Source organism: Fenollaria sp. C0166D3 (genome assembly GCF_056590255.1).
In genome coordinates this window covers 161829-186239 of record NZ_JBWPVU010000003.1, presented here as the reverse complement: position 1 = coordinate 186239, position 24411 = coordinate 161829, and the positions used below count along the sequence as shown (strand labels likewise).

The following is a 24411-nucleotide window of genomic DNA, read 5'->3' as shown; positions in this document are numbered from 1 at the left end:
TATGAGTAATGATATAAATGTAAAATTAACAAGTTTCGCTAAAACATCGGGTTGAGCGGCTAAGGTTAAACCGGAGGTTTTAGATCAAATATTAAAAGGACTAGAAAAAAATTCGCCAGATCCAGACCTATTAGTAGGCTTGGAAACAAGCGATGACGCAGCTGTTTACAAGGTTAGCGAGGACAGAGCCATCATAGAAACTTTGGACTTTTTTACGCCAATAGTTGACGATCCATATACATTTGGGCAAATAGCAGCAGCAAACTCACTTTCAGACGTCTATGCCATGGGCGGAGAGCCGATACTTGCGATGAATATCTCGTGCTTCCCAAACTGTTTGTCACCAAATGTATTAAAGCTAATATTAAAGGGCGGCTTTGACAAGGTTAAGGAGGCAGGTGCCTTGCTAATAGGCGGACACACTGTTCAAGACGATGAGCTTAAGTACGGCATGAGCGTTACTGGTTTTGTTCATCCTGACAAAGTTTTGAGAAATACTGGCGTTAAAGAGGGCGACGTCCTAATATTAACTAAGCCACTTGGACTAGGCATCATAAACACAGCTGTTAAGGGCGATATATGCGATAAGGACTCCTTAGATGAAGCAGTTTTAGTAATGAAAACGCTTAATAAGAAGGCGAAGGACGCTATGGAAGGCCTTGATGTACACGCATGTACTGATATAACAGGCTTTGGACTTATGGGTCACGTATACGAAATGCTTAGAAATACTGATGTTACAGTTGAACTATATACAGAGAAATTACCTGTACTAAAGGGAGCACTTGATTATGCGATGATGGGCCTTGTGCCAGCAGGTGCTTACGATAACAGAGTTTTTGTTGGTGATAACTTTAGGATAGATACTGATATCAAAAGAGAGATGGAAGACCTATTATTTGACCCACAAACTTCTGGAGGACTGTTGATATCGCTATCAGAAGAGGATGCGAAGACTTATATGGAAAGGATAGACCTTCCATTTGATGTAAATATTATTGCAAAGGCAAAAAAATTTGACGATAAATATATTTTAATTAAGTAGGTGTGATATGAATTTATTTAGAATGATTCCAGGCGTTGATCAAGTTATGGAAAATGAAGAGATTAAGAAATTATTTGAGCTTCACGATGCAAAACTGATCAACGATACTATAAGAACTATCTTAGATGAGATGAGAGACGAAATTAAGAATGGTCTTGATGAGGACGGACTTAGAGAGAGACTTAAAAATATTGACAAGGCTGTCGCACAAAGGCTAGCTGATGAGCTTAATTATAGCCTTAGACCAGTTATAAATGCGACAGGTGTCATCATCCATACTAATCTTGGCAGATCAAAACTGCCAAAATCGGCTCAAGAAAATATTATGAGGCTATTATCAAGCTACTCAAACCTTGAGTATGACTTAGACAGAGGCGAAAGAGGACTAAGATACACTCATATAGAAGAAAAGCTTAAAAAGATTACTGGAGCAGAGGCGGCTCTTGTCGTAAATAACAATGCTGCAGCTGTTATGCTTGTACTTGATACACTTAGTAAGAACAAGGAAGTAATCACTTCAAGAGGCGAACTTATCGAGATAGGCGGATCATTTAGAATACCTGACGTTTGCGAGAGAAGTTTGGCGACGCTTAGGGAGGTCGGAACAACAAATAAGACTCACCTAAGAGATTATGAAAACGCTATAAATGAAGAGACAGGCGCAATACTAAAGGTTCACACATCAAATTACAAAATTTTAGGCTTTACTGAAAGCGTTAGCGCAAGTGAAATTGCGACTATAAAAGGCGATTTGCCTCTAATTGAGGACCTTGGCTCAGGTGTTTTAATCAATCTTGAGGACTATGGTCTTGAGCACGAACCAACTGTTATGGAATCAGTTGCAAGTGGTGTCGATGTAGTTACTTTTAGTGGTGACAAGCTTTTAGGCGGACCACAAGCGGGCATTATAGTAGGCAAGGAAAAATACATCAGCCAAATCAAAAAGAATCAATTACTTAGAGCGCTACGTGTGGACAAGATGACTATAGCAGCTCTTGAAACAATACTAAACTATTATATTGACAAGAACAAAACATTTGAGATACCGACTATAAAGATGATTACTGAGTCTTTCGAATCAATTGAGAAGAGAGCAGAAAAACTATTCTCAATTCTTGAAGGTATGGCTGGAGCTGAACTAAATATAGTTGAAACAGCCTCCGAAGTAGGCGGCGGCTCACTTCCAAACCAATTTATCAAGTCAAAGGCAATTGAAATTGATCCAAAAAATATATCAGCTGCAAAGCTTGAAGAAGGGCTTAGAAAGCTTGAAGTACCGATCATTACTAGGATATACAAGGACAAGATCTTGCTTGATTTAAGGACTATTGACGAAGAAGAATACGAAATTATTGCGAATGAACTTAAGGGGATTTTAGGAGAGAGATAGTGAAACATTTAATACTTGGAACTGCGGGTCACGTTGACCACGGGAAAACTTCTTTAATACGCGCCCTGACTGGCAGACAAACTGACAGGTTAAAGGAAGAGCAAAAGAGGGGGATATCGATAGAGCTTGGCTTTACTTACTTTGATCTAGAAAAGGATTTAAGAGTAGGTATCGTTGACGTGCCTGGTCATGAGAAATTTATTAAAAACATGGTTCAAGGCGTTAGCGGTATGGACCTTGTTATGCTTGTCATTGCGGCCGATGAAGGCGTTATGCCTCAAACCATCGAGCACTTAAACATACTTACTATGCTTGGCGTTGAGCACGGCTTTGTTGCTTTAACTAAGACTGATTTAGTCGATGAAGAGTGGATAGAGCTTGTCACATCAGACATAAGAGACAGTCTTAAAGGCACTTTTCTTGAAAATTCTGAAATAGTTAGGGTTTCTAACAAGACTTTAGAAGGCATTGATGATATTAAAAATATATTGAGGAAGCACGCCGATAGCTTTGAAAAAGAAGAAAAGAACGATACACCAAGGCTGCCTATTGACAGGGTCTTCGTTATATCAGGCTTTGGTACCATAGTTACAGGCACGCTTATGGACGGGAAACTATCTTTACAAGATGAGATTGAGATATATCCAGAGAGAATAAAGACTAAGATCAGATCCATTCAAGTGCACCAAGAGTCACAAGATGTGGCTTACGCTTCACAAAGATGCGCTCTAAACATCCCTGGCGTTAAGAAAGAAGATATACATAGGGGCAGCGTTATAAGTCTTCCTGATGCACTTAAGAACACTAATCTAATTGACGTAAAAATCGAGTGCATTAAGGATCAAGAGAGAGCTATAAAGAATGGATCAAGAGTCTTCTTATACTTAGGCACTGAAGAGATACTTGCAAGGGTCGTGCTATTAGATAGAGACGTACTTAATCCGGGCGAAGAAGGCTATGCGCAATTGATTCTTGAGAGCGAAACAGTTTGCAAGAGGATGGATAGATTCATTTTAAGATTCTACTCACCTATGTCAACTATAGCGGGCGGCGTGATACTTGAAACTAATCCAAAGAAGAAAAAGCGTTTCGACGAAGAAGCCGTTGAAGAGTTTAAGATAAATGAAAAGGGCTCAGATACTGATGTTCTAAACAATCTTATCTACACAAGACAAGATGATTTCTTAAATAAAAAAGAAATCGCTAAATTATTAAGTAAGTCTGAGGACTTAGTTGACAAAGAGCTAAAGGAACTTGTAGATGATGGAGCCATCGCTATATATGAATTAAAGAACGGCATCTATCCTGTATCATTAAGATATATACACAATGTGAATGAAGAACTAATAGTTCACTTAAATAAATACTACGAAAAATATCCACTTAGGAGAGGAATTTTCAAAGAAGAGATTAAAAATAGATTCTTTAAGAAGCTTAATAACAATCAAAAGCTATATGAAAGCCTTCTTAAGCTAATACTTGACGAAGGAAGTTTAGAGCTAAATGGCGAGTTAGTCTCAATCAAGGGCTACGCACCAAGCTTGTCGGATGAAGACAAAAAGTCCATGAATATGGTTTTGAATATGATAGAAGAAGCAAAATACGACGGTATTACAAAAGATGCAATACAAGATAAACTCAAGATCAATTCAGAATTTTTAAATGAAGCACTACAAGATTTACAAGCTAGCAAGAGCATCTACAGACTTCAAGATGACTTTATAAGTTACAAAGCCTTCTTAAATGCAAGAGAAGAGCTAATTAAGTATTTAAATAAGAATCAAGAGATAAGTCTAGCAGAGTACAGGGACCTTATCTCGTCAAATAGAAAGATATCGCTTGCTTTGCTTGAAGATTTTGACAAGGCCAATTTAACTAAGAGGCTTGGCGATAAGAGAGTATTAAAAAGGTAGGAGTATATATGCAAAAGATTTTATTAATAGATAGTGATGAAACCTTTGTTCAGGGTCTCAAATACAGTCTAGAACAAGATGAGTATCTTATAGATACAGCATATAGCGCTGAAGAGGCACAAAAGCTTCTTAAGCCAAATGAGTACAATTTAATAATTATGGAGATAGACTTGCCAGACAAGAGCGGTCTCAATCTATGCCAAGACATCAGAAGGGACTCAAACGTCGCCATAATCATATCGACAAATAATAAGGAAGAGATTAAAAAGATACTTGCGCTTGAATATGGTGCAGACGACTTTTTAGTTAAGCCTTACAATATTCTTGAGCTTAAAGCGAGGATGAAGTCCTTGTTTAGAAGAGTTCAAGGCGCAAATGACGATTCGAAGAACAATATACTTGAGTTTAATCACTTCACCATAAACACCATTGGCAGAAAACTTTTTAAAGATGGAGTAGAAATTTCACTAACAGGCAAGGAATTTGATTTACTCTATATACTTGCTTCAAATAAAGAAGTTGTTTTCTCGAGAAAGGACCTATTGGAAAAGGTTTGGGGCTATCAATTCTACGGCGATGAAAGGACTGTTGACGTTCACATAAGAAGGCTTAGAAACAAGATAGAAGAAAGCAGCAAGAGACCAAAATTTTTAAAGACTAAATGGGGGGTAGGCTACTACTTCGTAGATTAATATATGGAAAAGAAAAAAACAAATAAATTTTTTAAGAATACCTTTATTCTTGTTATAGCGGGCATCTTAGTTAAGATCATAGGCGCTGTATATAGAATACCTATAACAAACATCATCATGGATACAGGGATTGGCTACTATCAAGCGGCTTATCCTGTGTATCAAATACTCTTAACTATATCAACAGCGGGCCTACCGATAGCGGTCGCCAAGCTTGTTTCAGAGAATTATGCCCTAGGAAGAGTAAAGGCAGCACATAAAGTATTCAGAGAGTCGACAAAGCTTATGTTCATACTGGGCATAGCGAGTGCGCTCTTTGTTTACGTTTTCAGCCACCAAATAGTTGGCTTTTTGCAAAATGAAAACAGCTGGTACTCCTTAGTCGCACTTATACCAGCCCTTATATTTGCACCTTTAATGTCATCATTTAGAGGCTTTTATCAAGGCAAAGACAATATGGTGCCAACAGCCATTTCACAAGTTATAGAGCAGCTGTTTAAACTAATCTTTGGGCTAATGCTTACAAAGTACGCCCTAAAGATGTATGGCGTAGCCGTTGCAGCAGGTGCAGCACAATCAGGCGGTTCAATCGGAGCCTTCTTTGGCTTTTTATTTTTGCTTATAGTATTTTTATTTAATTATAAATCATATAAGGGAGAAGAAAGACTTGATGAGAGCGGCTTTATCTATGACGATAAAGAAGTAATAAGAGACATCTTAACCATAGCAGTTCCCATCACCATAGGCGCGTCGATCAATCCACTTATGGACTTTATCGATACAAAGCTAGTCTTTATGAGATTAACAGACATAGGCTACACTATGGCAGAGGCGAACGATATGTTTGGCTGGCTAAAGGGTATGGCGACAACACTTATTAACATGCCTCAAGCTATATCCATAGCCTTGTCAATGAGTATAGTACCACTAGTTTCTGCTTACATGGTTAAAAATGACCATGAAAAAATGCATCAAACGATATATAGTGGACTTAAGTTCACTTGCCTTTTTGCCTTTCCATGTGCGTTAGGCTTTATTGCACTAAGTAAACCAATCATATCCTTAATATACTACAATAACTCGCCTGAGGCCATAAACGGCACAGCTGAGCTACTTAGCATACTATCAATAAGCCTTATCTGCTTATGCATGATACAGATACTTACGGCCATACTTCAAGCGGTAGGAAGCCCAGAAAAGCCAGTTAAGAACCTTGTAATCGGTTCACTCGTTAAAATTGTTTTAACATATATACTAACAGGTATCAGCTACTTTAATGTAAAAGGTGCAGCAATAAGTACAGACGTCGCATTTTTAGTAGCTATGGTGTTAAACTACATCGATCTAGAAAAGATAGTTGATAAAAAATATAATTTATTATCATACGCGATAAAAGTTTTAGCTATAAGCATAATTATGGCTGTCTCGGTTAAGATAGTATATGAACTTTTAAGCATGAGATTTTCACTTTTGATATCGACATCGCTATCGATTTCGTTTGGAATTATAGTTTATGCAGGTCTTGCACTTTTGTTAAAATTGGTAAAAATAGAAGATTTTATCACAAAATAGCAAAAAAATCGCTATTTTTTCAATAAAATTAGAAAAAAATGCAAAAAAACCTTGATTTTTAGCGAAAATAGGTTATAATATAAGTATAGAAGAGCCGCAAATGGCTTTTCAAAGCACTTTTAAAAGGAGGATTTATTATGAACAAATCTCAATTAGTTGCAGCTATGGCTGAAAAAACTGAAATGACTAAAAAGGACGTTGAAGCTTGTCTAAACGCTTTTACAGGTGTTGTTACTGAAACACTTAAAAAGGGTGAAAAGGTTCAACTAGTAGGCTTTGGTACTTTCGAAGTAAAGGACAGAAAAGCTAGAGAAGGAAGAAACCCTAGAGATCCTAAGCAAAAAATTAAGATTCCTGCATCAAAAGCACCTGTTTTCAAAGCTGGTAAGACTTTAAAAGAAACAGTTAACACTAAAGGAAAAAGAAAATAAGCTAGACCCTAAGGGAAGTTTATTTTAGCAGAATAAGTAAAAAGTCAGGCTATGCCTGACTTTCTACGATGTACATAAGGGTGATTTCATGAGACTTGATAAGTTTTTAAAACTATCGAGAATTATTAAGAGAAGAACAGTAGCTAATGATGCTGCGAAGAGCGGCAAGATACTTATAAATTCAAAAGTAGCTAAGCCTGGCGACGAATTAAAAGTAGGCGACGTTATAACGACAACGTTTAACGATGATCACAGAAGCTATGAGGTTTTATCCTTGATGGAGAGTCCAAACAAGGATCAAGCTAAGCTGATGTATAAAGAGCTATGATTTGTAAGGAGTGATGATTATGAAAAAAACTAAAAAAGGTGGTATTACAGCATTTAAGTTAGGCGTTATATCCTTATTATTAATTGTGTCAATCCACTTATATAATCAAGTAGTAACTTACAATAAATTAGTGAAAGAAGATAAGGCAAAGCAAGAGGAGATTGCAGAACTTAAGGACGAAATATCAGACGTAAAGGTATTGCTTTCTAAGTCTAAAACTCAAGAATTTATTGAACTAATAGCTAGAGATGAATTAGGCATGATTAAGCCTAAAGAAATAAAAGTTGTTGACAAAGTCGACACAGATATATTTAAGGAAAACAAATAATAATTAAGGAGGATTTTGTTTTTTATGACGCTTTCAGTTGGAGACATCGTGAGTGGAAAAGTTGTTAATATTACTAATTTCGGTGCTTTTATCGAAATAGAAGGTGGGCAAAATGGTCTTGTACATATCTCGGAGATATCAAATGATTACGTGGAAAACGTTTCAGATGTTTTAGAGAAGGGACAAGAGGTTAAAGCCAAAGTTTTGTCAAATGAGAACGGAAAGCTAAGTTTGTCAATTAAGCAAACTCTTCCAAAAAAAGAATTTGTTAAGCAAAGAGATTTTAATAATAAAAAAGATTTCTCAAAGCCAAGAAAAGATTTTTCTAAGCCACAAGCTAGAAAGGTCTACACTTGGGAAGGAGAAAAGACAGAGTCTCAAGATTTAAGCTTCGAAGATAAGATTTCAAGATTTTTAAAAGAAAGTACTGAGAAGATGGATCAAATGAAGTTTAAAGAAAACAGAAGGAGCAGCTATCACTCAAAGAAGGGTAATTACGATAGATAGCTTCTTAAGCAATATGAATTTAGCAAGGTTGAACAATTTGTTCAGCCTTTAATTTTACTTTATATATTTTTTCTAAGGGCGAGGTTATTATGAATAGTTTAGAAAAGTTCAAAAATTTCATCGAAGAAAATAATTTAATCGATAAGGGCGATACCATAGTCAGCGCTGTATCAGGCGGCTCTGACTCTGTTTTTATGCTTGAAATGCTTTTAGCAATCAAAAGTGATTACGAGCTGAATATCATTGTCTGTCACGTTAATCATGGCCTTAGAGGCGCTGAAGCACAAAGAGACGAAGACTTTGTAAAGAATCTCGCTAAGAAGCATGACCTTATATATGAAGTAGAGCACATCGACATGGCAGGCTATGCCAAGGAGCACTCACTTACTTGTGAAGAGGCGGGCCGCAAGCTAAGATACCTTTTCTTCGAAGAGGTCAAAGAAAAGCACAAGGCAGATAAGGTTGCCATAGCTCACAATGAAAACGATGTAGCCGAGACCATATTCCTGAATATATTTAGAGGGACTGGTCTTGATGGACTTGAATCGATTCCATTAAGAAGGGACTTTTACGTAAGGCCAATACTTTGCTTTGAAAAGACAGAGATACTTGATTTTTTAAAGGAAAATAATATCCAATATGTCGATGACTCGACGAACTTCACTAACGATTACAAAAGGAACATGATTCGTAACGAGATTATTCCATTTATCAAGAAGAATTTTAATGAGAATATCGTTTCGTCTATGTCGAGGCTCGCGTCCATTGCAAAAGAGAATAATATTTATCTCGAAGATATTATTAACGATAAGTACATTAACATTGTTAAGTCTAATACCATTGATAGAGAGAGCTTTAATGAGCTTGGTCACTACGAAAAGACTCTTGTCTTAAGAAAATTTTTAAGAGAGAATTTAAATTATTTAAACAATATTAGCAAAGACAATATCGAGGACATGATTAATTTAATTAATCTCGATTCGGGTAAAAAATATGATATAGATGGCAAGCATTATCTTGTGAATGATTTTGACAAAACTATATTCAAAAAGCTTGATATTAATGAGCTTTCAGAAGAAATATCGCTTGACTTTAAATTGGATAAAGTATACAATATTTATGGCAGTAAATTTAAATTTGTATTAAGTGATAAAATACTTAGCAAAAAGTACCTAGATTACGATTTATTGACGGGTAAGCTTAGTCTTAGAAATAGACGCAGTGGCGATAGGTTTAACCCCTTCGGCATGAAGGGTTCTAAGAAGATTAAGGACTACTTTGTTGATAAAAAAGTGTCTTCGGACGATAGAAGTAAAGTTTTGTTTCTGATGAATGGTGACGAGATAGCCTACGTTGTGGGCTACGACATCGCTGATAAATATAGAGCAAGTAGCAAAACTAAAAACTATCTTAACGTTATAATGGAGGGTAATGATGGCTTATAGAATTAAAGAAATAATGTTCACAGAAGAAGAAATTCAAGCAAAAGTTTTAGAACTAGCAAAACAATTGACTGAGAATTACAAAGGCAAGAGCCCAATCTTCGTTGGTATACTAAAGGGATCCTTTGTATTTATGGGCGATTTAATAAAAAACGTTGATAATCACGAGCTTAGAGTAGACTTTATGAGAGCGTCAAGCTACGGAAACAAGACTAAATCAGATGGCAAGGTAAACATAAAGCTAGATATGGAGTTTGATCCAAAAGGCGAAGACATACTGATTATCGAAGATATCATCGACTCAGGATTTACTCTAAAGTGTCTTCACGAGTACCTTTTAAATAAGGGAGCAAAATCAGTTAAGATAGTTACACTACTTAACAAGAGCGAAAGAAGAGTCGTAGATATAAAAGTTGACTACGTTGGCTTTGAAATACCTGATAAGTTCATAATCGGCTACGGCCTTGATTATAACGAGCACTTAAGGAATCTGCCATATATTGGAGTTTTAGACGAAACTTGTTTAGATGAGGAGGAATAAATTGAGAAGATCTTCAATGAGAAATATAATTGTTTATGCATTTATATTGATACTTGTCTTCGTGTCACTGAGATTTTTCTCGGGCAGCTTTTTTGAAGAGGACAGGGCTAATGTCAATACCTTCATAAACGATATTAAAGATGGAAAAGTAAAGAGAATTAGCCAAGAAGGCTACGGATTTAAATATACAAAGAACGATGGCAAGAGCGATTACGTAGAGGTAGACCCGAATGTATGGAAGTCTATCTACGATGATTATGTAAAAGACAGAGTTATATCTGACAAGCTTCAATACGACGTTACTATGCCTAAGGATAACTCGATGATGATAAACATACTAATGATGCTTGGATCAATGATATTCTTCATCTTTATCATGAGAGCCTTGGTCTCACCAAGAGGTCAAGATGGAACGAGCCCTCAAAACTTTGGCAGATCCAGAGCAAGAGAGTCCAAAACTGTCAATGGTAAAGTCGTTAAATTTGCGGACGTTGCAGGCCTTGTCGAAGAAAAAGAAGAGCTATTTGAAATAGTTGACTTCTTAAAAAATCCTATGAAGTATATTAAACTTGGCGCGAGAATACCAAAAGGCGTTTTGCTAGTTGGTGAGCCAGGTACAGGTAAAACATATCTATCTAAGGCCGTTGCTGGCGAAGCAGGCGTGCCATTCTACACTATAAGTGGTTCAGACTTTGTGGAAATGTTTGTCGGCGTTGGTGCTTCAAGAGTTAGAGATTTATTCCAAACAGCGAAGAAGAATGCTCCATGCATAGTCTTTATCGATGAAATCGATGCTGTTGGTAGACAAAGAGGCGCAGGCCTTGGCGGCGGTAACGACGAAAGAGAGCAAACACTTAATCAACTCCTTGTAGAGATGGACGGCTTCTCGCAAAACGAAGGCATCATCGTTATGGCGGCAACTAATAGACCTGACATACTTGATAAAGCCTTATTAAGACCAGGTAGATTCGATAGAAATATCTACGTTTCACTTCCTGACGTAAAGGCGAGAAAGGCAATACTTGAAGTTCACGCAAAGAACAAAAAGATAGATGAAGATGTCGATTTAGAAAATATTGCTAAGAAAACAGTAGGCTTCTCACCAGCAGATTTAGAGAATCTTCTAAATGAAGCGGCTCTATTAACAGCTAGAGAAAATCTTGATAAGATACCTATGAGACTTGTTCAAGAGGCGTCAATCAAGGTAGTCGCAGGACCAGAAAAGAAATCACAAACAGTCATAGAAAAAGAAAGACAGATAGTTGCCTACCACGAAGCAGGCCACGCAATAGTTAGTCACTACACAGACGAGCTATATCCAGTTAACATGATAACTATAGTTCCTAGAGGCAGGGCAGGCGGCTTCACAGAATATCTTCCAAAAGAAGACTTTAATTACACAACTAAGTCCATGATGGAGAATATGCTTAAGTCCTTACTTGGTGGTAGAATTGCCGAAGAGATTATCTTTAAAGATATATCTACAGGCGCATCAAACGACATCGAAAGAGCTACAGATCTTGCGAAAAACATGGTTACTGTCTACGGTATGAGCGAAAAGCTTGGACCAGTTTGCTATGACAATGAAGGCGAAAACGTTTTCATCGGCAGGGACTATGGCAGAACAAAAGTTTATTCAGAAGAAGTTCAATACGCCATAGATCAAGAGATCAAAGACTTTATCTTAAAAGCAAAAGAAGAAGCGACTCAAATACTTTTAGAGCATAAAGATAAGCTTGAAAAATTAGCACAAACACTTCTTGAAAAAGAAACAATCAATAGACAAGAATTTTTAGCAGTTCTTGGTGAATAGTATATAGAGCACTTGCTTAGGCAGGTGCTTTTTTATATTGCCAATAGCTTTGCTAAGCAAGTTTCTAGCAGATGGTATATGACGAGCAGATGGCATACGACGGGCAGATGGCATATGACGAGCGGGTGACATATGACGAGCAGATGGCATATGACGAGCGGGTGACATATGACGAGCAGATGGCATACGACGGGCTAATGACATCTGTCGCGCGAATGCACTATGGTGTGCAAAAGCATTAGTATGGGCTACTCACTATTGATTAATTTACAAAATACTCAATAAAGAATAAGAAAAATTTATACAAATGAGCATTTATACTTGAAAAAATATTTATCTAGTGATATAATTATTATTGTAATAGTTTACTATAAAGGAGTGATTTTATGTTTTTAGCAAGTTTTATTTCGCCTGAGAATACTTGGGCTCTATGGACAGTTTTAGCCTGCTCAGCAGCTCTAGCTATATTCCTAGAACAAAAGTACAAATGGGCAAACAAGGTAACAGGTTGTATCCTAGCGTTAACTATCACTATGATACTATCAAACGTGAACCTAATCCCAGCTGGTGCACCAGTTTATGATGCGGTATGGGACTATGTAGTACCTCTAGCAGTACCTATGCTATTATTCAAAGCAAATATCAAGAAGATTGCTAAAGAATCAGGAAGAGTATTCATTATTTACCTACTAAGTTCATTAGGAACTATACTTGGTTCTTTCGCAGCATTTTATATTTTAAGAGGGGCTATATCAGATATTGGCAATATTATCCCTATGTTCACAGGAACATACACAGGCGGTAGCGTTAACTTCGTAGCTATGGCTGACAACTATGCAGTTGATCAATCAATTACAAGTGCGGCACTAGTTGCAGATAACCTACTTATGGCTTTATACTTCTTCGTGCTTATAGCTCTACCAGGTATGACATTCATACAAAAAGCTTACAAACATCCATACATCGATGAACTTGAAAAGAACTCTGATCTTAAAGACAGCAGCAAGACTATGGCAGCTCAATATTGGGGAGCAAAGGATATATCGTTACTTGATATAGCAACAGTAGTTGCAAGTGCCTTCCTAATTGTTACTGTATCTGACTTTATTGCTTCATTCTTAAGATCAGTTATACCTACAAGCAACTTTGTATTGCAATTATTTAACGGTCTATTAGGTAACAAATACCTAATCATGACAACTATCACTATGATACTTGCATCAGTATTTAGCGGCTTCTTCGAAAAGATTAACGGCAGCCAAGAAATCGGTACTTTCTTAATCTATTTATTCTTCGCTGTAATCGGAGCACCAGCTTCATTAAAGTTAATCATCGAACAATCTCCACTACTATTAGCACTAGCAGCTATCATAGTATTCACAAACTTAATCATATCACTACTATTTGGCAAGATATTCAAATTCTCAATCGAAGAAGTTATCATTGCTTCAAACGCAAACGTTGGTGGACCAACAACAGCAGCAGCTATGGCTGTATCTAAGGGCTGGCAAGCACTTATCGTTCCAGCACTATTAGTTGGTACACTTGGTTACGTATTAGGTAACTGGTACGGTATTTTAGTAGGAACAATACTACAATAAAAAGAATTAATTAGTAAACTATATTATTACAGAGTAAGCAGTCATTATATTGGCTGCTTATTTTTTTAATCATTGCAATGGCGATGGCTTTTGTGCTATAATATTTATCGTAAAACAAACGGTATCCTTAGCGAACCGGAATGGAGGTAATTTTATGAACATGAGCAAGAACTCAAAAAGAGTTGCGTACACAGCTATATACATAGCTATCGTACTACTATTCGCATTTACGCCGATAGGCTTCGTGCCAGTTGGCCTAACTAATGCAACGACACTACATATACCAGTCATCTTGGCGGGTATACTAGAAGGTCCACTTATTGGGGCCATAGTCGGATTTGTTTTTGGCATAACAAGCATAATCAATGCTATCATCAAGCCAAATCCTATATCCCTAGTATTTTTAAACCCGATTATAGCGGTTGTGCCAAGAGTTTTGATAGGACTACTATCGGGTCTTGTATTTAAATTTATGAGTAAAAGAGATGAAAAAACTAACAAAGCAATCACTCTAACAGTCTTTACACTGATCTTCATCTACTACTTAAGATGGGTCATCCTATATGTCGGAAGTCCCGAGATCAAGACCATAATCAAAGTTGTTAACGCAGTATTTTTGCTGCTTACACTTATGATACTTGCCTTTATTATCAAAGGCTCGAAAAAGTACAGACTTGACATAGTCGTGCCGACTTTCGTTGGAACGCTTGTAAACACTGGACTTGTACTTTCATTTATGTATTTAATCTATGGCACGTTTATAGAGGGAGCGCTGGGACTAGATTCTGGTGCTTCGAAGGGCTATATACTAGCGATTGCAACAACAAACGCAATTCCTGAACTCATTATAGCCATAGTAGCGGTGACTGTTATTGCTTCAAGAGTACTAACAATTGAGAGGAGATAATTATGCTATTAGCAATGGATGTCGGCAATACTAACATAGTTTTAGGCTTGTTCGACGATAATAATATGAAAGAAAGCTTTAGGCTATCGACTGATAAGGATAAAACTTTGGATGAATACGGTATCATCTTTCATGACTTTTTAGATTTTGCAAAAGTTGACGCGAAAGATATAAATGCTGCCATCATCTCATCGGTGGTGCCGCCTGTGACAGGACCACTGATTGATGCAATCAAAAAATATTTTGGGGTCGACGCAGAGCTTGTCGGCAAAAACCTTAAGACAAAGATCAACATCGTTATGGACAATCCAAAGGAGGTTGGCTCGGACAATATAGTAAACTCAGTAGCCGTTAGAGCCATCACAAATAAGCCCGCTATAGTTATAGACTTAGGTACAGCAAACACTTATCACTACTTAAATGAAAAAGGTGATTACTTAGGCGGCATAATTACGCCAGGCTTTAAGATATCGATGGACGCTCTATCTGAGAGAACATCAAAGCTTCCACGCGTTGAGCTTGAAATGCCAGAGCACGTTCTTGGCAAAAACACTGTTGAGAGCATCAAAAGCGGCATTATGAACTCAAAGATTGGGGAGATGGACTATATCATAAAGAAGATTTTACAAGAGATAGGAAAGACTAAAGACGAGGTCCTAATCGTTGCAACAGGCGGACTTGCTGAAAAAGTCGCAGTTCATAGCGAATATGTTAATCTTATCGAGCCAAATCTAACATTATTAGGCCTTTACGAAATATACAAGATGAATCATGCTTAAAATATCGAATTTTGAGATAAAAAATTCACTAGTCTTGGCGCCGATGGCAGGCTTTACTGACTATGCTTTTAGGCACATAGCCTGTGAGCTAGGCGCTGGTATGACAGTCTCCGAGATGGTTAACGTCAAGGGCCTTGTTCATGACGACAAAAAGACCTTGGATCTAACAAAGAGGATAAAGGACGAAGCCATCTACGCGGTTCAAATCTTTGGAAGCGATGAGGATGACTATAAAAGAGCGATTGAAGATCACTTAAACGCTATGGACATCGATATCATAGACATTAACATGGGTTGTCCTATGCCGAAGATTACGAAGAATGGCGATGGCAGTGCGCTTTTAAAAGATACAGAAAAAGTATATAGCGTAGTAAAAGCTGCGAAGAGCGTTTCAGAGAGGCCCATCACCGTAAAGATACGCATCGGCTGGGACGATGAGCACCTAAATGGAGTCGAAAACGCTAAGGCGATAGAAGAGGCGGGAGCGGATGCAATCACTGTTCACGGAAGGACTAGAGAGGCCTTCTACACAGGTAAGGCAAATTGGGACTACATCAAAAAGATTGTAGATGCAGTCGATATACCCGTCATTGCTAATGGTGATGTGGCGAGCCTTGATGATTATAAAAAAATACTTGAAGTGACAGGGGCAGAGGGCGTTGCTATAGGCAGAGGGGCGCTTGCAAATCCATTCTTATTTAAAGAGATAGCTAGCTACTTAAAAGGCGAAGAGTATATTTCGGAAGAATACCAAAAGATAGACGTTGCACTAAGGCACATGGACCTAGATCTAGAACTATATCCAAAGGAGCTATTAAAAAACAATATGAAGAAGCAGCTCTTACAGTACATCAAAGGCTTAAGAAACGCAGCTAAGGTGAAGAATGCCATCTGTGAGAGCAAAGACTTTGATGAGATATATGAAATTTTGCTAAAGTATAGGGAAAATTTAAAGAATAATAATGAATATTAGATATGCCAAGAGAAATCTTGGCTTTTCTCTTGCAATTTTTTTGCCTTTCTTATATAATAGAATAAAGTAAACGAAGAGAGGTAATATTATGAAGAAGAAAATATTGGCGCTAGTCATGGCCATAATGATGTTTGCAAGTCAAGTAAATCTACTAGCTAAAACTGAAGTAAAGCAAGTGAAGCTTAGAAACAGAAGCTGCAATGTAATTACTGTTACAGCTGATGATACTACTGCTTTTAAGGTGGTTAAGCCAAATATGAAGCAAGTTGGCGTAACGAATTTTAAAAACTTTATTGCGTCATACAAGCCAAGAGCTGCGATAAACGCAAACTATTTTGAAGCGTACAAGGGCGGCTATTACCCATATGGCACGCAAATGACTGAGGGCAAGATGATCAACATGTCTGGTGATCACGCGTCTCTACTTGTTTTTGACAAGAATAAATTCAAGATAGTACAAGGCTTTCTTCGTTACAATGGATATCTTGACGGACTTAGGGAGAATGATTGGACTATACCAAATAAGGCAAATACTTTTGAAATTTGGAATGTCAATGGCAATCTAACAAGCGAAAAAGGCGCTTACGTATATAATTCATACAGAAATGTAGCTACTAAGTTTGGCGGCGGCACTGTTATAGAAGTTGTTGATAATAAAGTAAGTAAAGTATATAAATCATCTGAAAACATGGTTTTACCAAAGAATGGCTACATAATTTACTATGGCAAAGAGGCTTGTGACGATAAATATATTTCTGATAGATTTCAAGAGGGAAGAACTGTTGAACTTGAATTAGTTTTGTCAAAGAAGACTAAAGACGGCTTTGTGACTGAAACTGATTTTGATTACAATGGCGAAAAGATTCCATATACAAAGGTAAGTGAGATAATATCGGCAGGACCTTTACTAATAGAAAACTCAAAGAGCGTATACGAAACTTATGTTAAGGGCATGGAAGCAAAGATGACGACTGGCGCAGGCGCAAGAACTTTGATAGGCATAAATAAGTCAAATCAATTAGTCATGGTGACTACTTCGGGCACCATGGCACAAGTCACAGGTATAATGCAAGACCTTGGCTGCACTGACGCCTTTAACCTTGATGGCGGCGCATCGAGCGCTATGTATGCGAATGGCAAGTACTATAGAAATGCAGGCAGAGCGCTTAACACAGTATTTTTAGTACAAGATGTTAAGGCAGAGAAGAAGAAATAGATTATAAAGATAAATATTGGCGATGGATGAGTCCATCGCCATTTTGTGCGAAAAAGAGTGGGCAGATTTAATTTGCTCACTCTTTTGCCTTTATCTATTTAGTTTTGTCTCATCGCTTCAAGTGCACTTAGCTTAGTTGCTTTCTTAGCAGGGAAGTAACCTGACACTATACCTATAAGTGCTGAGAACACTAAGGACGCTAGTGCTAGCCAAGCTGGTATGATTGACATCTTTAGCTGAGTCGGATCAAAGTCTGGCGAGTAGCCGCCTCCAGACATATTGGCAGCGAAGCCATATTTCACGCCCAAGTAGTTAATGAGGGCGCTTATCGCGAAGCTGAGGACTATACCGATGAGGCCGCCAAGTAGACCGATGAAAGCTGATTCAGTAAGGAACATCTTTTTAATATCGGAGACGCTCGCGCCTATAACTTTCATAACGCCAATCTCTTTAGTTCTTTCATATATACTCATGACCATGGTATTCGAGATACCGATGGCTGCAACAAGTAAGGATACGGCGCCGATACCGCCAAGTATCAGTCTTTGTGTTTTAGATGAGTTATTGATTTCGACTAGGATATCGTTTAGCGAGTGCGGCTTAAGGCCCATAGCTTCGATTTGCTCTTGAACCTTTTGAACATTGTCAACGCTATCGACTTTTACCTTGATGTTATTGTATTTGTTTTCCTTATCTTCACGTCCGCCAAACATATAGTCATTGTAGCCGTTTTGCCTATTACCAGCTTGTAATTTTTTGGCATCCTTTTTCATCTTTCTAAGATAATCTATCGGCATAACGATATAATAATTATTTTCGTAGTCGTCATCTCTAAATACGCCGACTGCTTCAATTTGATATTTTTGCTTAGGCTTGTTAGCCTCATTGCTATTACCTTCTGGGTCGTATCCACCAGCTTGATTAAGCGTTAAAAACATCTTCGTTGTAAGAGGGTCTCTTTCTTCTTGCTGCGAGGCTCCCATACGAGGCCTTTGCGGGTTGCTTAGCCATCTAAGCACGTCTCGGCCCATGACTACTTGATTCACATCGCCTTCTTGAAGCATTCTACCGCTGTCAAGCTTTATATCTAACTTCGCGTATTCAACTGGGTCAACGCCCACGATGCTCGCGTAGCCTTGTAGGTTCTTGACGTTGATCTGTGCTTCGAACTGCTCAGTGGCAAGAACTGCTTCTACATGCGGAATCTTTTTTAGCTTTTCAACAGTTGCGTCGTCAAGCTTAGCCACCTTGTCAGTTTTTTTCTTCTTGCCATCTTCCTCATCCATGCCACCATATCTATTGGCAGGGTAGATGTCGATCTGCGTCAAGGAGCCGGCTGATGCAAGCTGCTTCTTAGTCGAGTCCGTCATACCGAAGCCTAAGGATATCATCATGATGATGGATATGGAGCCAATAACTACACCTAATACTGTTAAGAATGTTCTTAATTTACGACGATTAAGATTTCTCAAACTCATCAATATTAGATCTTTAGTCTTCATCTATCTTCAAATCCTTTTCTTTATTTTTATTTTTAATCTTTTTAAATATTACAAAGCCGATTGCTCCTAATAAGACTAGAGCAGTTGGTATATAAAATAGCGGATTCTTATACCATGGCACGTCTACAGCCATATTGCCGTCTGGCATCGGCATGCCATCTGGTCCAAGCTCTGGGTCCATAGGTGGAGCTTCATCAACAGTGATGTTTATGTCTTCAATTTGTTCTTTGACTTCACCAGTTGAGTCCTCATATGTGAATTTTAATTGAGCTTTTACTTCACCTGGTTCGTTCGGCATGATTGAGCCTTCGTAAATGTCTTGTCCACCGGAGTTGAAGTTACCAATATAGTATGTGCCGTTATTAATAGTGGCGTTATCAGCTGTTAAAGTCACCTTGAAGTTATATAGAGTAACTTTACCTGTGTTGTAGAAGTTTGCTGTGATAGGGATATTGTCACCAACAAAGGCATTTGTTTGATAATTTATTGGGTCTATGTCAAGTTTTGATTCTTGATAAACTGGCACGCCAATATTTTCACTTGATTTGTACTCGTTATTTTCGTCGTCTTCATATTCAAAATTAGCTGTGATAGTATATGTCTTTGCTGTAGCGTCTGGCACAACAAACATTTTGATAGTTTTTTCAACTTTGCCATTTGGAGCTATCCTACCAATGTAGAAGGTATTTGAGCTATCAACTGGAGTGAAGACTGATGAGCCTGATGTGTTTGAGTTACTATCTGTAGTGTCTTGACTAGTTAGATCTATCTTAATGTTTTTTACTGCTTTTTTCGCGTTTGTATTATAGAATGATAGATTCATTTCGAACTCATTTCCAGCAAGTGGAAGCTTTGGAGTGAATTCGTATCTGTCTATAATTAATTTAGGTGTTGATTTTTTCGCGTCTTTACCATCGCCAATGCTTTCTGGATTGTTTAGGAAGACGCCGACGATTTGTTCAACAGTTTTTGGTTCTTTATTTTCAGTAAAATCATCAAGATATTCTATCTTAATATTGATAGGGTAGTTCTTAGTCGAGCCGCCCTTTGTTGTAAAGAACTTGTAGCTAACTGTTTCTTCTTCGCCAGGAGCTAGGTCTCTTACAAGTATGTCGGAGACTGTTCTTGATACAACGCCTGATGGATCGTCGCTCTTAGCGCTTGCTCTAATCCTCTTAGCAACTGATTGACCTTGATTTCTTATCTTAAAGCTTACATCGAATGTTTTGTTAACGCCAAGTGTTGCTGCTGGGAATTTTAGGTCTTGTATAATTAATTGTGAGTCTTGAGAAGCATCTCCACCTATATTAATAAAGGCAGATGTTTCTTCTTTGATTGGCTCTTTATTAAATTCACTTTCATAGCTTAGTGAAGTTTTTATTTCATAGGAACCAAATTTAGCAGTCTTGCCTACGTTCATCTCATAGTAAACGTATGTTTTTTTACCTGGTTCGATTGCTTTAACTTTTTGAGTAGTAGTGCCGCCTCTAACAGATAGACCTGCTTCAGCAAGGCCAAAGATGTTTAATTCAACGTTCTTTGCTAAAACATCGGAAATATTTTCGATTTCATAGCCAAAGGCTACATATGAGCCTGGTACAATATTTGCTTCAGGAAGAACGTCAACTCTGTTTATTTTTAGTTGAGCCTTGTTTTGACTGCCGCCGTTTACTCTTACATAAGCTTCTCCATATACTTTTACTGTTTCACCATCAATTCTTGCTTTTCCTGTGACAGACACTTTATAAGTGCCTGCTTCAGCGCTTTGAGGTATTCTAACTCTAAGTTCTACGTCGCTACGGCCACCATAAGTGTTTGTGATGTAGCAGTTATTAGGGCTGTCACTTGTTGCTCTTAGTCCATAAAAGCTAAGTCCAAAGAATGGTCTTTCAGTTTCAAAGTAAATAGATGCTTCTTCGCCAGGATTTAATTCAGTTGTTGATCTTGAAATTAGATTAATTTCTTCATCTTTGCCTGGAGTATCTCTCTTAACAACATTGACTCTAACATTTGTTGAGCCACTTACATATTTTTCTTCGGTACCACTTTTATATTTACCTCTAACAGAAAGTTTATAAGTACCTTGTTCAGCAGCAGTTGGTATTTTTATAGTTACAGTTACATAACCTTTTCCACCTATAGTATTAACAACGTAGCAGTTGTTAGGACTGTCAGTACTAGCGGAAATATCGGTTATTGTATTTTTATCATTTCCCGGTAATCTGAATGTAATATCTTCTTCATCACCTTGTCTAAGCTCCTTTGCTCCACCAGTAACTAAAGTTTCATCCTCGATTGGTTTAACTGTTTCTTTTTCTTCAGGTTTACCAGCATAAATATTCACACTCAAGCTGCTTATCATCATTACAGCTATTAATAATATGCTAAATATCTTCTTCACTTAATTCTGCCTCCTTTTTATTTCTGTTCACTTCGTCCTTCTCGATTAGACCGTCACGCACGTGAACGATTCTGTCTGAGTAGACGGCTGTTTCTAAGTCATGAGTTACTATGATAAGCGTCTGTTTATCCTTCTTCGTCATAGTAGTCATCAGTTCCATAATCTCGACACTAGTCTTAGTATCAAGGTTACCTGTTGGTTCGTCCGCAAAGACTATCTTCGGTTTATTTACAAAAGCTCTCGCTATACTTACTCTTTGCTGCTGACCACCACTCATCTCACTTGGTTTGTGCTTCATTCTATCCTTCAAACCAACCTTCTCTAGTAGATACGCGCTACGCTCATCTCTTTCTTTCTTAGGTATGCCTTTAAATATCAAACCCAATCCAACATTTTCAAGTGCTGTTAGGGTAGGGATGAGGTTATACGATTGAAACACGAAGCCTACATTGAGTTGCCTAAACTTAGTTAGGTCATCCTCGTTAAGATTCTCTATGTGTATACCGCCGACAACTATCTCCCCAGACGTTGGCTTTTCAAGTCCAGCCATCATATTTAAAAGAGTAGATTTACCTGAACCAGATGGTCCAACAATGCATATCGCTTGCTCCTTATATAGAGTTAGGTCAATGCCTTTAAGTACAAGAAGACTTTCTTTACCGATCTTAAATGCTTTCTTTAAATTTTTCAGTTCGATAATTTCTTGCATGTTTCCTCCTTTACTACATATCTTGATTATAACATATAGCGCGTCTTAAATGTATACAAAACTGTTAAAAGAATTAAAAAATTTTAAAAAAACTCTTGCATTTTGAATATATATGTGCTATATTAGTATTGATATATAAATATATGTTTATGTGTATATACATATGAACGTAGCATTTATATAAATTTAAAAGACATAGATTAGGAGGCAGCAATGGAAAAATTATTTTTAAATGGACTTACTTGCGCTAATTGCGCACAAAAGATAGAGCGCTTTGCAAATGATCATGCATCGGTCGAAAGCGCAAGTCTAGACTTTATAAATACTACTCTTAGTATTGAAATGAAAGACGGAGCAGATAGCGAGGCAGCTTTAAGAGAGATTACTAAATACATTAATGACTTAGAGCCAGACGTCTTAGTTACACGCGGTGAAGAAGAGAGCGAAGAAGAAGAGGAAGAGGGCTTTTCAAAAGTCTTTTTACTAAGGATAGCAGTATCGCTACTTGCCTTAGCAGCGTTTTTATTCATAGACAGCCCATACAAGATGGTCTTCTTCGCCATAGCATACATCGTCATCTCATACGACATCATCATCAACGGCGTTAAAGGCGCTTTTCATGGTGTACTTGCTGAAGAGTTTTTAATGAGTGTCGCTACCATAGGCGCCATATTCATAGGCGAGTATCTAGAAGCAGTTTTGGTATCACTTTTATATCAAATCGGAGAAATAATTAGTGACATAGCAGTTGATAAGTCAAAAGACAAGATTAAGGAGCTTATAGTTAAGTCACCAGTTTTTGCAACAGTTTTGGATAATGGCAAAGAAATTCAATCTGAACCAGCAGACGTTGCTATTGGCTCTAAGATAATAGTTCGTGAAGGCGAGTCCATCGCCATAGACGGCACTGTTATTGAAGGAAGCGCAAAGGTTGATAACGCTCACATAAGCGGCGAGTCAGAACCAGTTTATGTTGATATCAATAGTGAGGTTTACTCAGGCGCTATAGTTAAGGAAGGCTACTTAATTATTGAGACTACTAAACTTGCGAAGAACTCAACAGCAGCTAGAATACAAGAGCTTGTTAGAAGCTCACAAAGTGACAAGGCTAATCTTGAGACAGGCGTTTCGAGATTTGCTAGGATCTATACACCTATCGTCGTTGTTATCGCGGCAATGATTGCATTATTAGCACCATTACTAAATATAATGCCGCTTAAGGAAGCTCTTCACACATGCTTCGCCTTTCTTATAGTATCGTGCCCATGCGCAATCATTATTTCAGTGCCATTAGCATATTTCTCTGGTATAGGCAAGATGAGCAAGAACGGTATTCTTTTCAAAGGAACAAAATTCTTAGATCAATTTAGAAATATAAAGACATTCTGTTTTGACAAGACTGGTACACTAACTAGCGGCAAGTTTAAGCTAGTTCGCGTCGAAGCCATTGGCATGGATGAGAAAGAGGCTCTGCACTTAGCAAGACTTGCTGAGTATCATTCAAAGCATCCTATAGCAAGCGCTATACTTGACGATAGAGAGGCTATAAATAAAGAAGAGATAATTTCTTACACAAGCCTTAAGAATGGCGTTGCAGCTGAAACAAAATTTGGCAGCGTTAAGGTTATTACGAGCGAAAAAGAAAGTGAATACAAAGTTCTTGACACTTATCTTGATGATAAGCTAATCGCGCATCTATATATAGAAGATGAGATAAAGGACGAGACAAAGAATCTTGTTCGCGAATTAAAAGAAAGAAATGTTAAGCCAGTTATGCTTACAGGCGATACGAAGATATATGCTGAGAAGGTCGCTCGCGATTTAGGCATTGATTCATTTGAGGCAGAACTGCTTCCTGAAGACAAGATAAAATTCTTCGAGAAAGAGCAAAATAAGGACGGCCTCGTAGCCTTTGTTGGTGACGGTATCAATGACTCACCAGTTATTAAGAGGGCGGACATTGGCCTAAGCATGGGCGCACTTGGCTCTGATGCAGCCATCGAAGCGTCGGACATAGTTATCATGGATGATAAGATTGAAAAGATAGTAAACATCTTTGACACATCGCAGTTCGTTAACAAGATTATAATTGAAAACTTAATCTTCACTGGCTTTGTCAAGGCGGCCATCATCATACTAGCTTTATTCATACAATTACCTCTATGGGTAGCGGTCTTTGGTGATGTAGGCGTAACACTATTATCAGTAATAAACACTTTAAGAATCAGATAATTTAATAAGAGCTTTACAAGAAGTTCACAGTTAATAGATATATTGTCTATATGCTGTGAACTTCTTGACATATTGGGATAAAATATATA

General features: G+C 37.7%; 21 protein-coding genes. 18 read left to right on the top strand and 3 right to left on the bottom strand.

Going from position 1 to position 24411, the window contains the following annotated elements:
* The first annotated feature begins 1 nt into the window (after position 1).
* The 17 genes from selD (at position 2) to AC1EJ0_RS03230 (ending at position 17478) form a co-directional block, all read left to right on the top strand.
* On the top strand, positions 2–1045 hold the full coding sequence (gene selD, locus AC1EJ0_RS03310; RefSeq protein WP_480023120.1) for a selenide, water dikinase SelD: 1044 nt from the start codon (positions 2–4) through the stop codon (positions 1043–1045).
* 7 nt (positions 1046–1052) lie between these two features.
* Positions 1053–2435 (top strand): L-seryl-tRNA(Sec) selenium transferase, encoded by a 1383-nt coding sequence (selA, locus tag AC1EJ0_RS03305; protein WP_480023121.1) that lies wholly within the window; start codon positions 1053–1055, stop codon positions 2433–2435.
* Positions 2435–4348 (top strand): selenocysteine-specific translation elongation factor, encoded by a 1914-nt coding sequence (gene selB / locus AC1EJ0_RS03300; RefSeq protein WP_480023122.1) that lies wholly within the window; start codon positions 2435–2437, stop codon positions 4346–4348. Before selA ends, selB begins: the two co-directional genes overlap by 1 nt.
* Before the next feature lie 8 nt (positions 4349–4356).
* The gene (locus AC1EJ0_RS03295; protein WP_058260646.1) at positions 4357–5040 is read left to right on the top strand and encodes a response regulator transcription factor; all 684 of its coding nucleotides are present in this window, start codon (positions 4357–4359) and stop codon (positions 5038–5040) included.
* A 3-nt stretch (positions 5041–5043) separates the two neighbouring features.
* Complete coding sequence (locus AC1EJ0_RS03290; protein ID WP_480023123.1) at positions 5044–6612, top strand: putative polysaccharide biosynthesis protein; 1569 nt, start codon at positions 5044–5046, stop codon at positions 6610–6612.
* 137 nt (positions 6613–6749) lie between these two features.
* Positions 6750–7043, top strand: a complete 294-nt coding sequence (locus AC1EJ0_RS03285) for an HU family DNA-binding protein (RefSeq protein WP_294794892.1) — start codon at positions 6750–6752, stop codon at positions 7041–7043.
* Between the two features lie 88 nt (positions 7044–7131).
* A complete protein-coding gene (locus tag AC1EJ0_RS03280; RefSeq protein ID WP_320604655.1) occupies positions 7132–7371 on the top strand; it encodes an RNA-binding S4 domain-containing protein in 240 nt (79 codons plus the stop codon).
* A gap of 19 nt (positions 7372–7390) precedes the next feature.
* Positions 7391–7699, top strand: a complete 309-nt coding sequence (locus AC1EJ0_RS03275) for an FtsB family cell division protein (RefSeq protein WP_294794887.1) — start codon at positions 7391–7393, stop codon at positions 7697–7699.
* 24 nt (positions 7700–7723) lie between these two features.
* Positions 7724–8206, top strand: coding sequence for a S1 RNA-binding domain-containing protein (locus tag AC1EJ0_RS03270; RefSeq protein ID WP_058260641.1), 483 nt, complete (start codon positions 7724–7726; stop codon positions 8204–8206).
* An 89-nt stretch (positions 8207–8295) separates the two neighbouring features.
* Positions 8296–9651, top strand: coding sequence for a tRNA lysidine(34) synthetase TilS (tilS, locus tag AC1EJ0_RS03265; protein WP_480023124.1), 1356 nt, complete (start codon positions 8296–8298; stop codon positions 9649–9651).
* Positions 9641–10189: a hypoxanthine phosphoribosyltransferase gene (hpt, locus tag AC1EJ0_RS03260; protein ID WP_480023125.1), complete on the top strand. Its 549-nt coding sequence runs from the start codon at positions 9641–9643 to the stop codon at positions 10187–10189. Before tilS ends, hpt begins: the two co-directional genes overlap by 11 nt.
* A 1-nt stretch (position 10190) precedes the next feature.
* Positions 10191–12002: an ATP-dependent zinc metalloprotease FtsH gene (gene ftsH, locus AC1EJ0_RS03255; protein WP_480023126.1), complete on the top strand. Its 1812-nt coding sequence runs from the start codon at positions 10191–10193 to the stop codon at positions 12000–12002.
* Positions 12003–12388: 386 nt separating this feature from the next.
* Complete coding sequence (locus AC1EJ0_RS03250) at positions 12389–13603, top strand: DUF819 family protein (RefSeq protein ID WP_480023127.1); 1215 nt, start codon at positions 12389–12391, stop codon at positions 13601–13603.
* Between the two features lie 154 nt (positions 13604–13757).
* Positions 13758–14510: an ECF transporter S component gene (locus tag AC1EJ0_RS03245; RefSeq protein WP_480023128.1), complete on the top strand. Its 753-nt coding sequence runs from the start codon at positions 13758–13760 to the stop codon at positions 14508–14510.
* 2 nt (positions 14511–14512) lie between these two features.
* Entirely contained in the window at positions 14513–15289 is a 777-nt protein-coding gene (locus AC1EJ0_RS03240; protein ID WP_058260636.1) for a type III pantothenate kinase, read from the top strand.
* On the top strand, positions 15282–16262 hold the full coding sequence (dusB, locus tag AC1EJ0_RS03235; protein ID WP_480023129.1) for a tRNA dihydrouridine synthase DusB: 981 nt from the start codon (positions 15282–15284) through the stop codon (positions 16260–16262). The genes AC1EJ0_RS03240 and dusB overlap by 8 nt, the downstream gene beginning before the upstream one ends.
* An 88-nt stretch (positions 16263–16350) precedes the next feature.
* Positions 16351–17478 (top strand): phosphodiester glycosidase family protein, encoded by a 1128-nt coding sequence (locus AC1EJ0_RS03230; protein ID WP_480023130.1) that lies wholly within the window; start codon positions 16351–16353, stop codon positions 17476–17478.
* Between the two features lie 98 nt (positions 17479–17576).
* Here the strand turns inward: AC1EJ0_RS03230 and AC1EJ0_RS03225 are convergent, their stop codons facing one another.
* Genes AC1EJ0_RS03225 through AC1EJ0_RS03215 form a run of 3 tightly spaced genes read right to left on the bottom strand, consistent with a single transcriptional unit; the run spans position 17577 to position 22090 of the window.
* A complete protein-coding gene (locus AC1EJ0_RS03225) occupies positions 17577–18980 on the bottom strand; it encodes an ABC transporter permease (protein WP_480023131.1) in 1404 nt (467 codons plus the stop codon).
* On the bottom strand, positions 18970–21381 hold the full coding sequence (locus AC1EJ0_RS03220) for a COG1361 S-layer family protein (RefSeq protein WP_480023132.1): 2412 nt from the start codon (positions 21379–21381) through the stop codon (positions 18970–18972). Before AC1EJ0_RS03220 ends, AC1EJ0_RS03225 begins: the two co-directional genes overlap by 11 nt.
* Positions 21365–22090, bottom strand: a complete 726-nt coding sequence (locus AC1EJ0_RS03215; protein ID WP_058260629.1) for an ABC transporter ATP-binding protein — start codon at positions 22088–22090, stop codon at positions 21365–21367. Before AC1EJ0_RS03215 ends, AC1EJ0_RS03220 begins: the two co-directional genes overlap by 17 nt.
* Positions 22091–22303: 213 nt before the next feature.
* Between AC1EJ0_RS03215 and AC1EJ0_RS03210 the strand changes: the two genes are divergently transcribed.
* Positions 22304–24322 carry a heavy metal translocating P-type ATPase gene (locus tag AC1EJ0_RS03210; protein ID WP_480023133.1) on the top strand — a complete coding sequence of 673 codons (2019 nt, stop codon included), beginning with the start codon at positions 22304–22306 and terminating at the stop codon, positions 24320–24322.
* Positions 24323–24411 lie beyond the last annotated feature (89 nt).

Excerpts from the sequence above, each read along its gene's own strand:
- AC1EJ0_RS03285 (WP_294794892.1), top strand. The coding sequence starts at position 6,750 with ATGAACAAATCTCAATTAGTTGCAGCTATGGCTGAAAAAACTGAAATG.
- AC1EJ0_RS03280 (WP_320604655.1), top strand. The coding sequence starts at position 7,132 with ATGAGACTTGATAAGTTTTTAAAACTATCGAGAATTATTAAGAGAAGA.
- AC1EJ0_RS03210 (WP_480023133.1), top strand. The coding sequence starts at position 22,304 with ATGGAAAAATTATTTTTAAATGGACTTACTTGCGCTAATTGCGCACAA.
- AC1EJ0_RS03250 (WP_480023127.1), top strand. The coding sequence starts at position 12,389 with ATGTTTTTAGCAAGTTTTATTTCGCCTGAGAATACTTGGGCTCTATGG.
- AC1EJ0_RS03245 (WP_480023128.1), top strand. The coding sequence starts at position 13,758 with ATGAACATGAGCAAGAACTCAAAAAGAGTTGCGTACACAGCTATATAC.
- AC1EJ0_RS03275 (WP_294794887.1), top strand. The coding sequence starts at position 7,391 with ATGAAAAAAACTAAAAAAGGTGGTATTACAGCATTTAAGTTAGGCGTT.
- AC1EJ0_RS03270 (WP_058260641.1), top strand. The coding sequence starts at position 7,724 with ATGACGCTTTCAGTTGGAGACATCGTGAGTGGAAAAGTTGTTAATATT.
- AC1EJ0_RS03215 (WP_058260629.1), bottom strand. The coding sequence starts at position 22,090 with ATGCAAGAAATTATCGAACTGAAAAATTTAAAGAAAGCATTTAAGATC.
- dusB (WP_480023129.1), top strand. The coding sequence starts at position 15,282 with ATGCTTAAAATATCGAATTTTGAGATAAAAAATTCACTAGTCTTGGCG.
- AC1EJ0_RS03290 (WP_480023123.1), top strand. The coding sequence starts at position 5,044 with ATGGAAAAGAAAAAAACAAATAAATTTTTTAAGAATACCTTTATTCTT.
- tilS (WP_480023124.1), top strand. The coding sequence starts at position 8,296 with ATGAATAGTTTAGAAAAGTTCAAAAATTTCATCGAAGAAAATAATTTA.
- AC1EJ0_RS03225 (WP_480023131.1), bottom strand. The coding sequence starts at position 18,980 with ATGAAGACTAAAGATCTAATATTGATGAGTTTGAGAAATCTTAATCGT.
- hpt (WP_480023125.1), top strand. The coding sequence starts at position 9,641 with ATGGCTTATAGAATTAAAGAAATAATGTTCACAGAAGAAGAAATTCAA.
- AC1EJ0_RS03240 (WP_058260636.1), top strand. The coding sequence starts at position 14,513 with ATGCTATTAGCAATGGATGTCGGCAATACTAACATAGTTTTAGGCTTG.
- AC1EJ0_RS03230 (WP_480023130.1), top strand. The coding sequence starts at position 16,351 with ATGAAGAAGAAAATATTGGCGCTAGTCATGGCCATAATGATGTTTGCA.
- AC1EJ0_RS03295 (WP_058260646.1), top strand. The coding sequence starts at position 4,357 with ATGCAAAAGATTTTATTAATAGATAGTGATGAAACCTTTGTTCAGGGT.
- selA (WP_480023121.1), top strand. The coding sequence starts at position 1,053 with ATGAATTTATTTAGAATGATTCCAGGCGTTGATCAAGTTATGGAAAAT.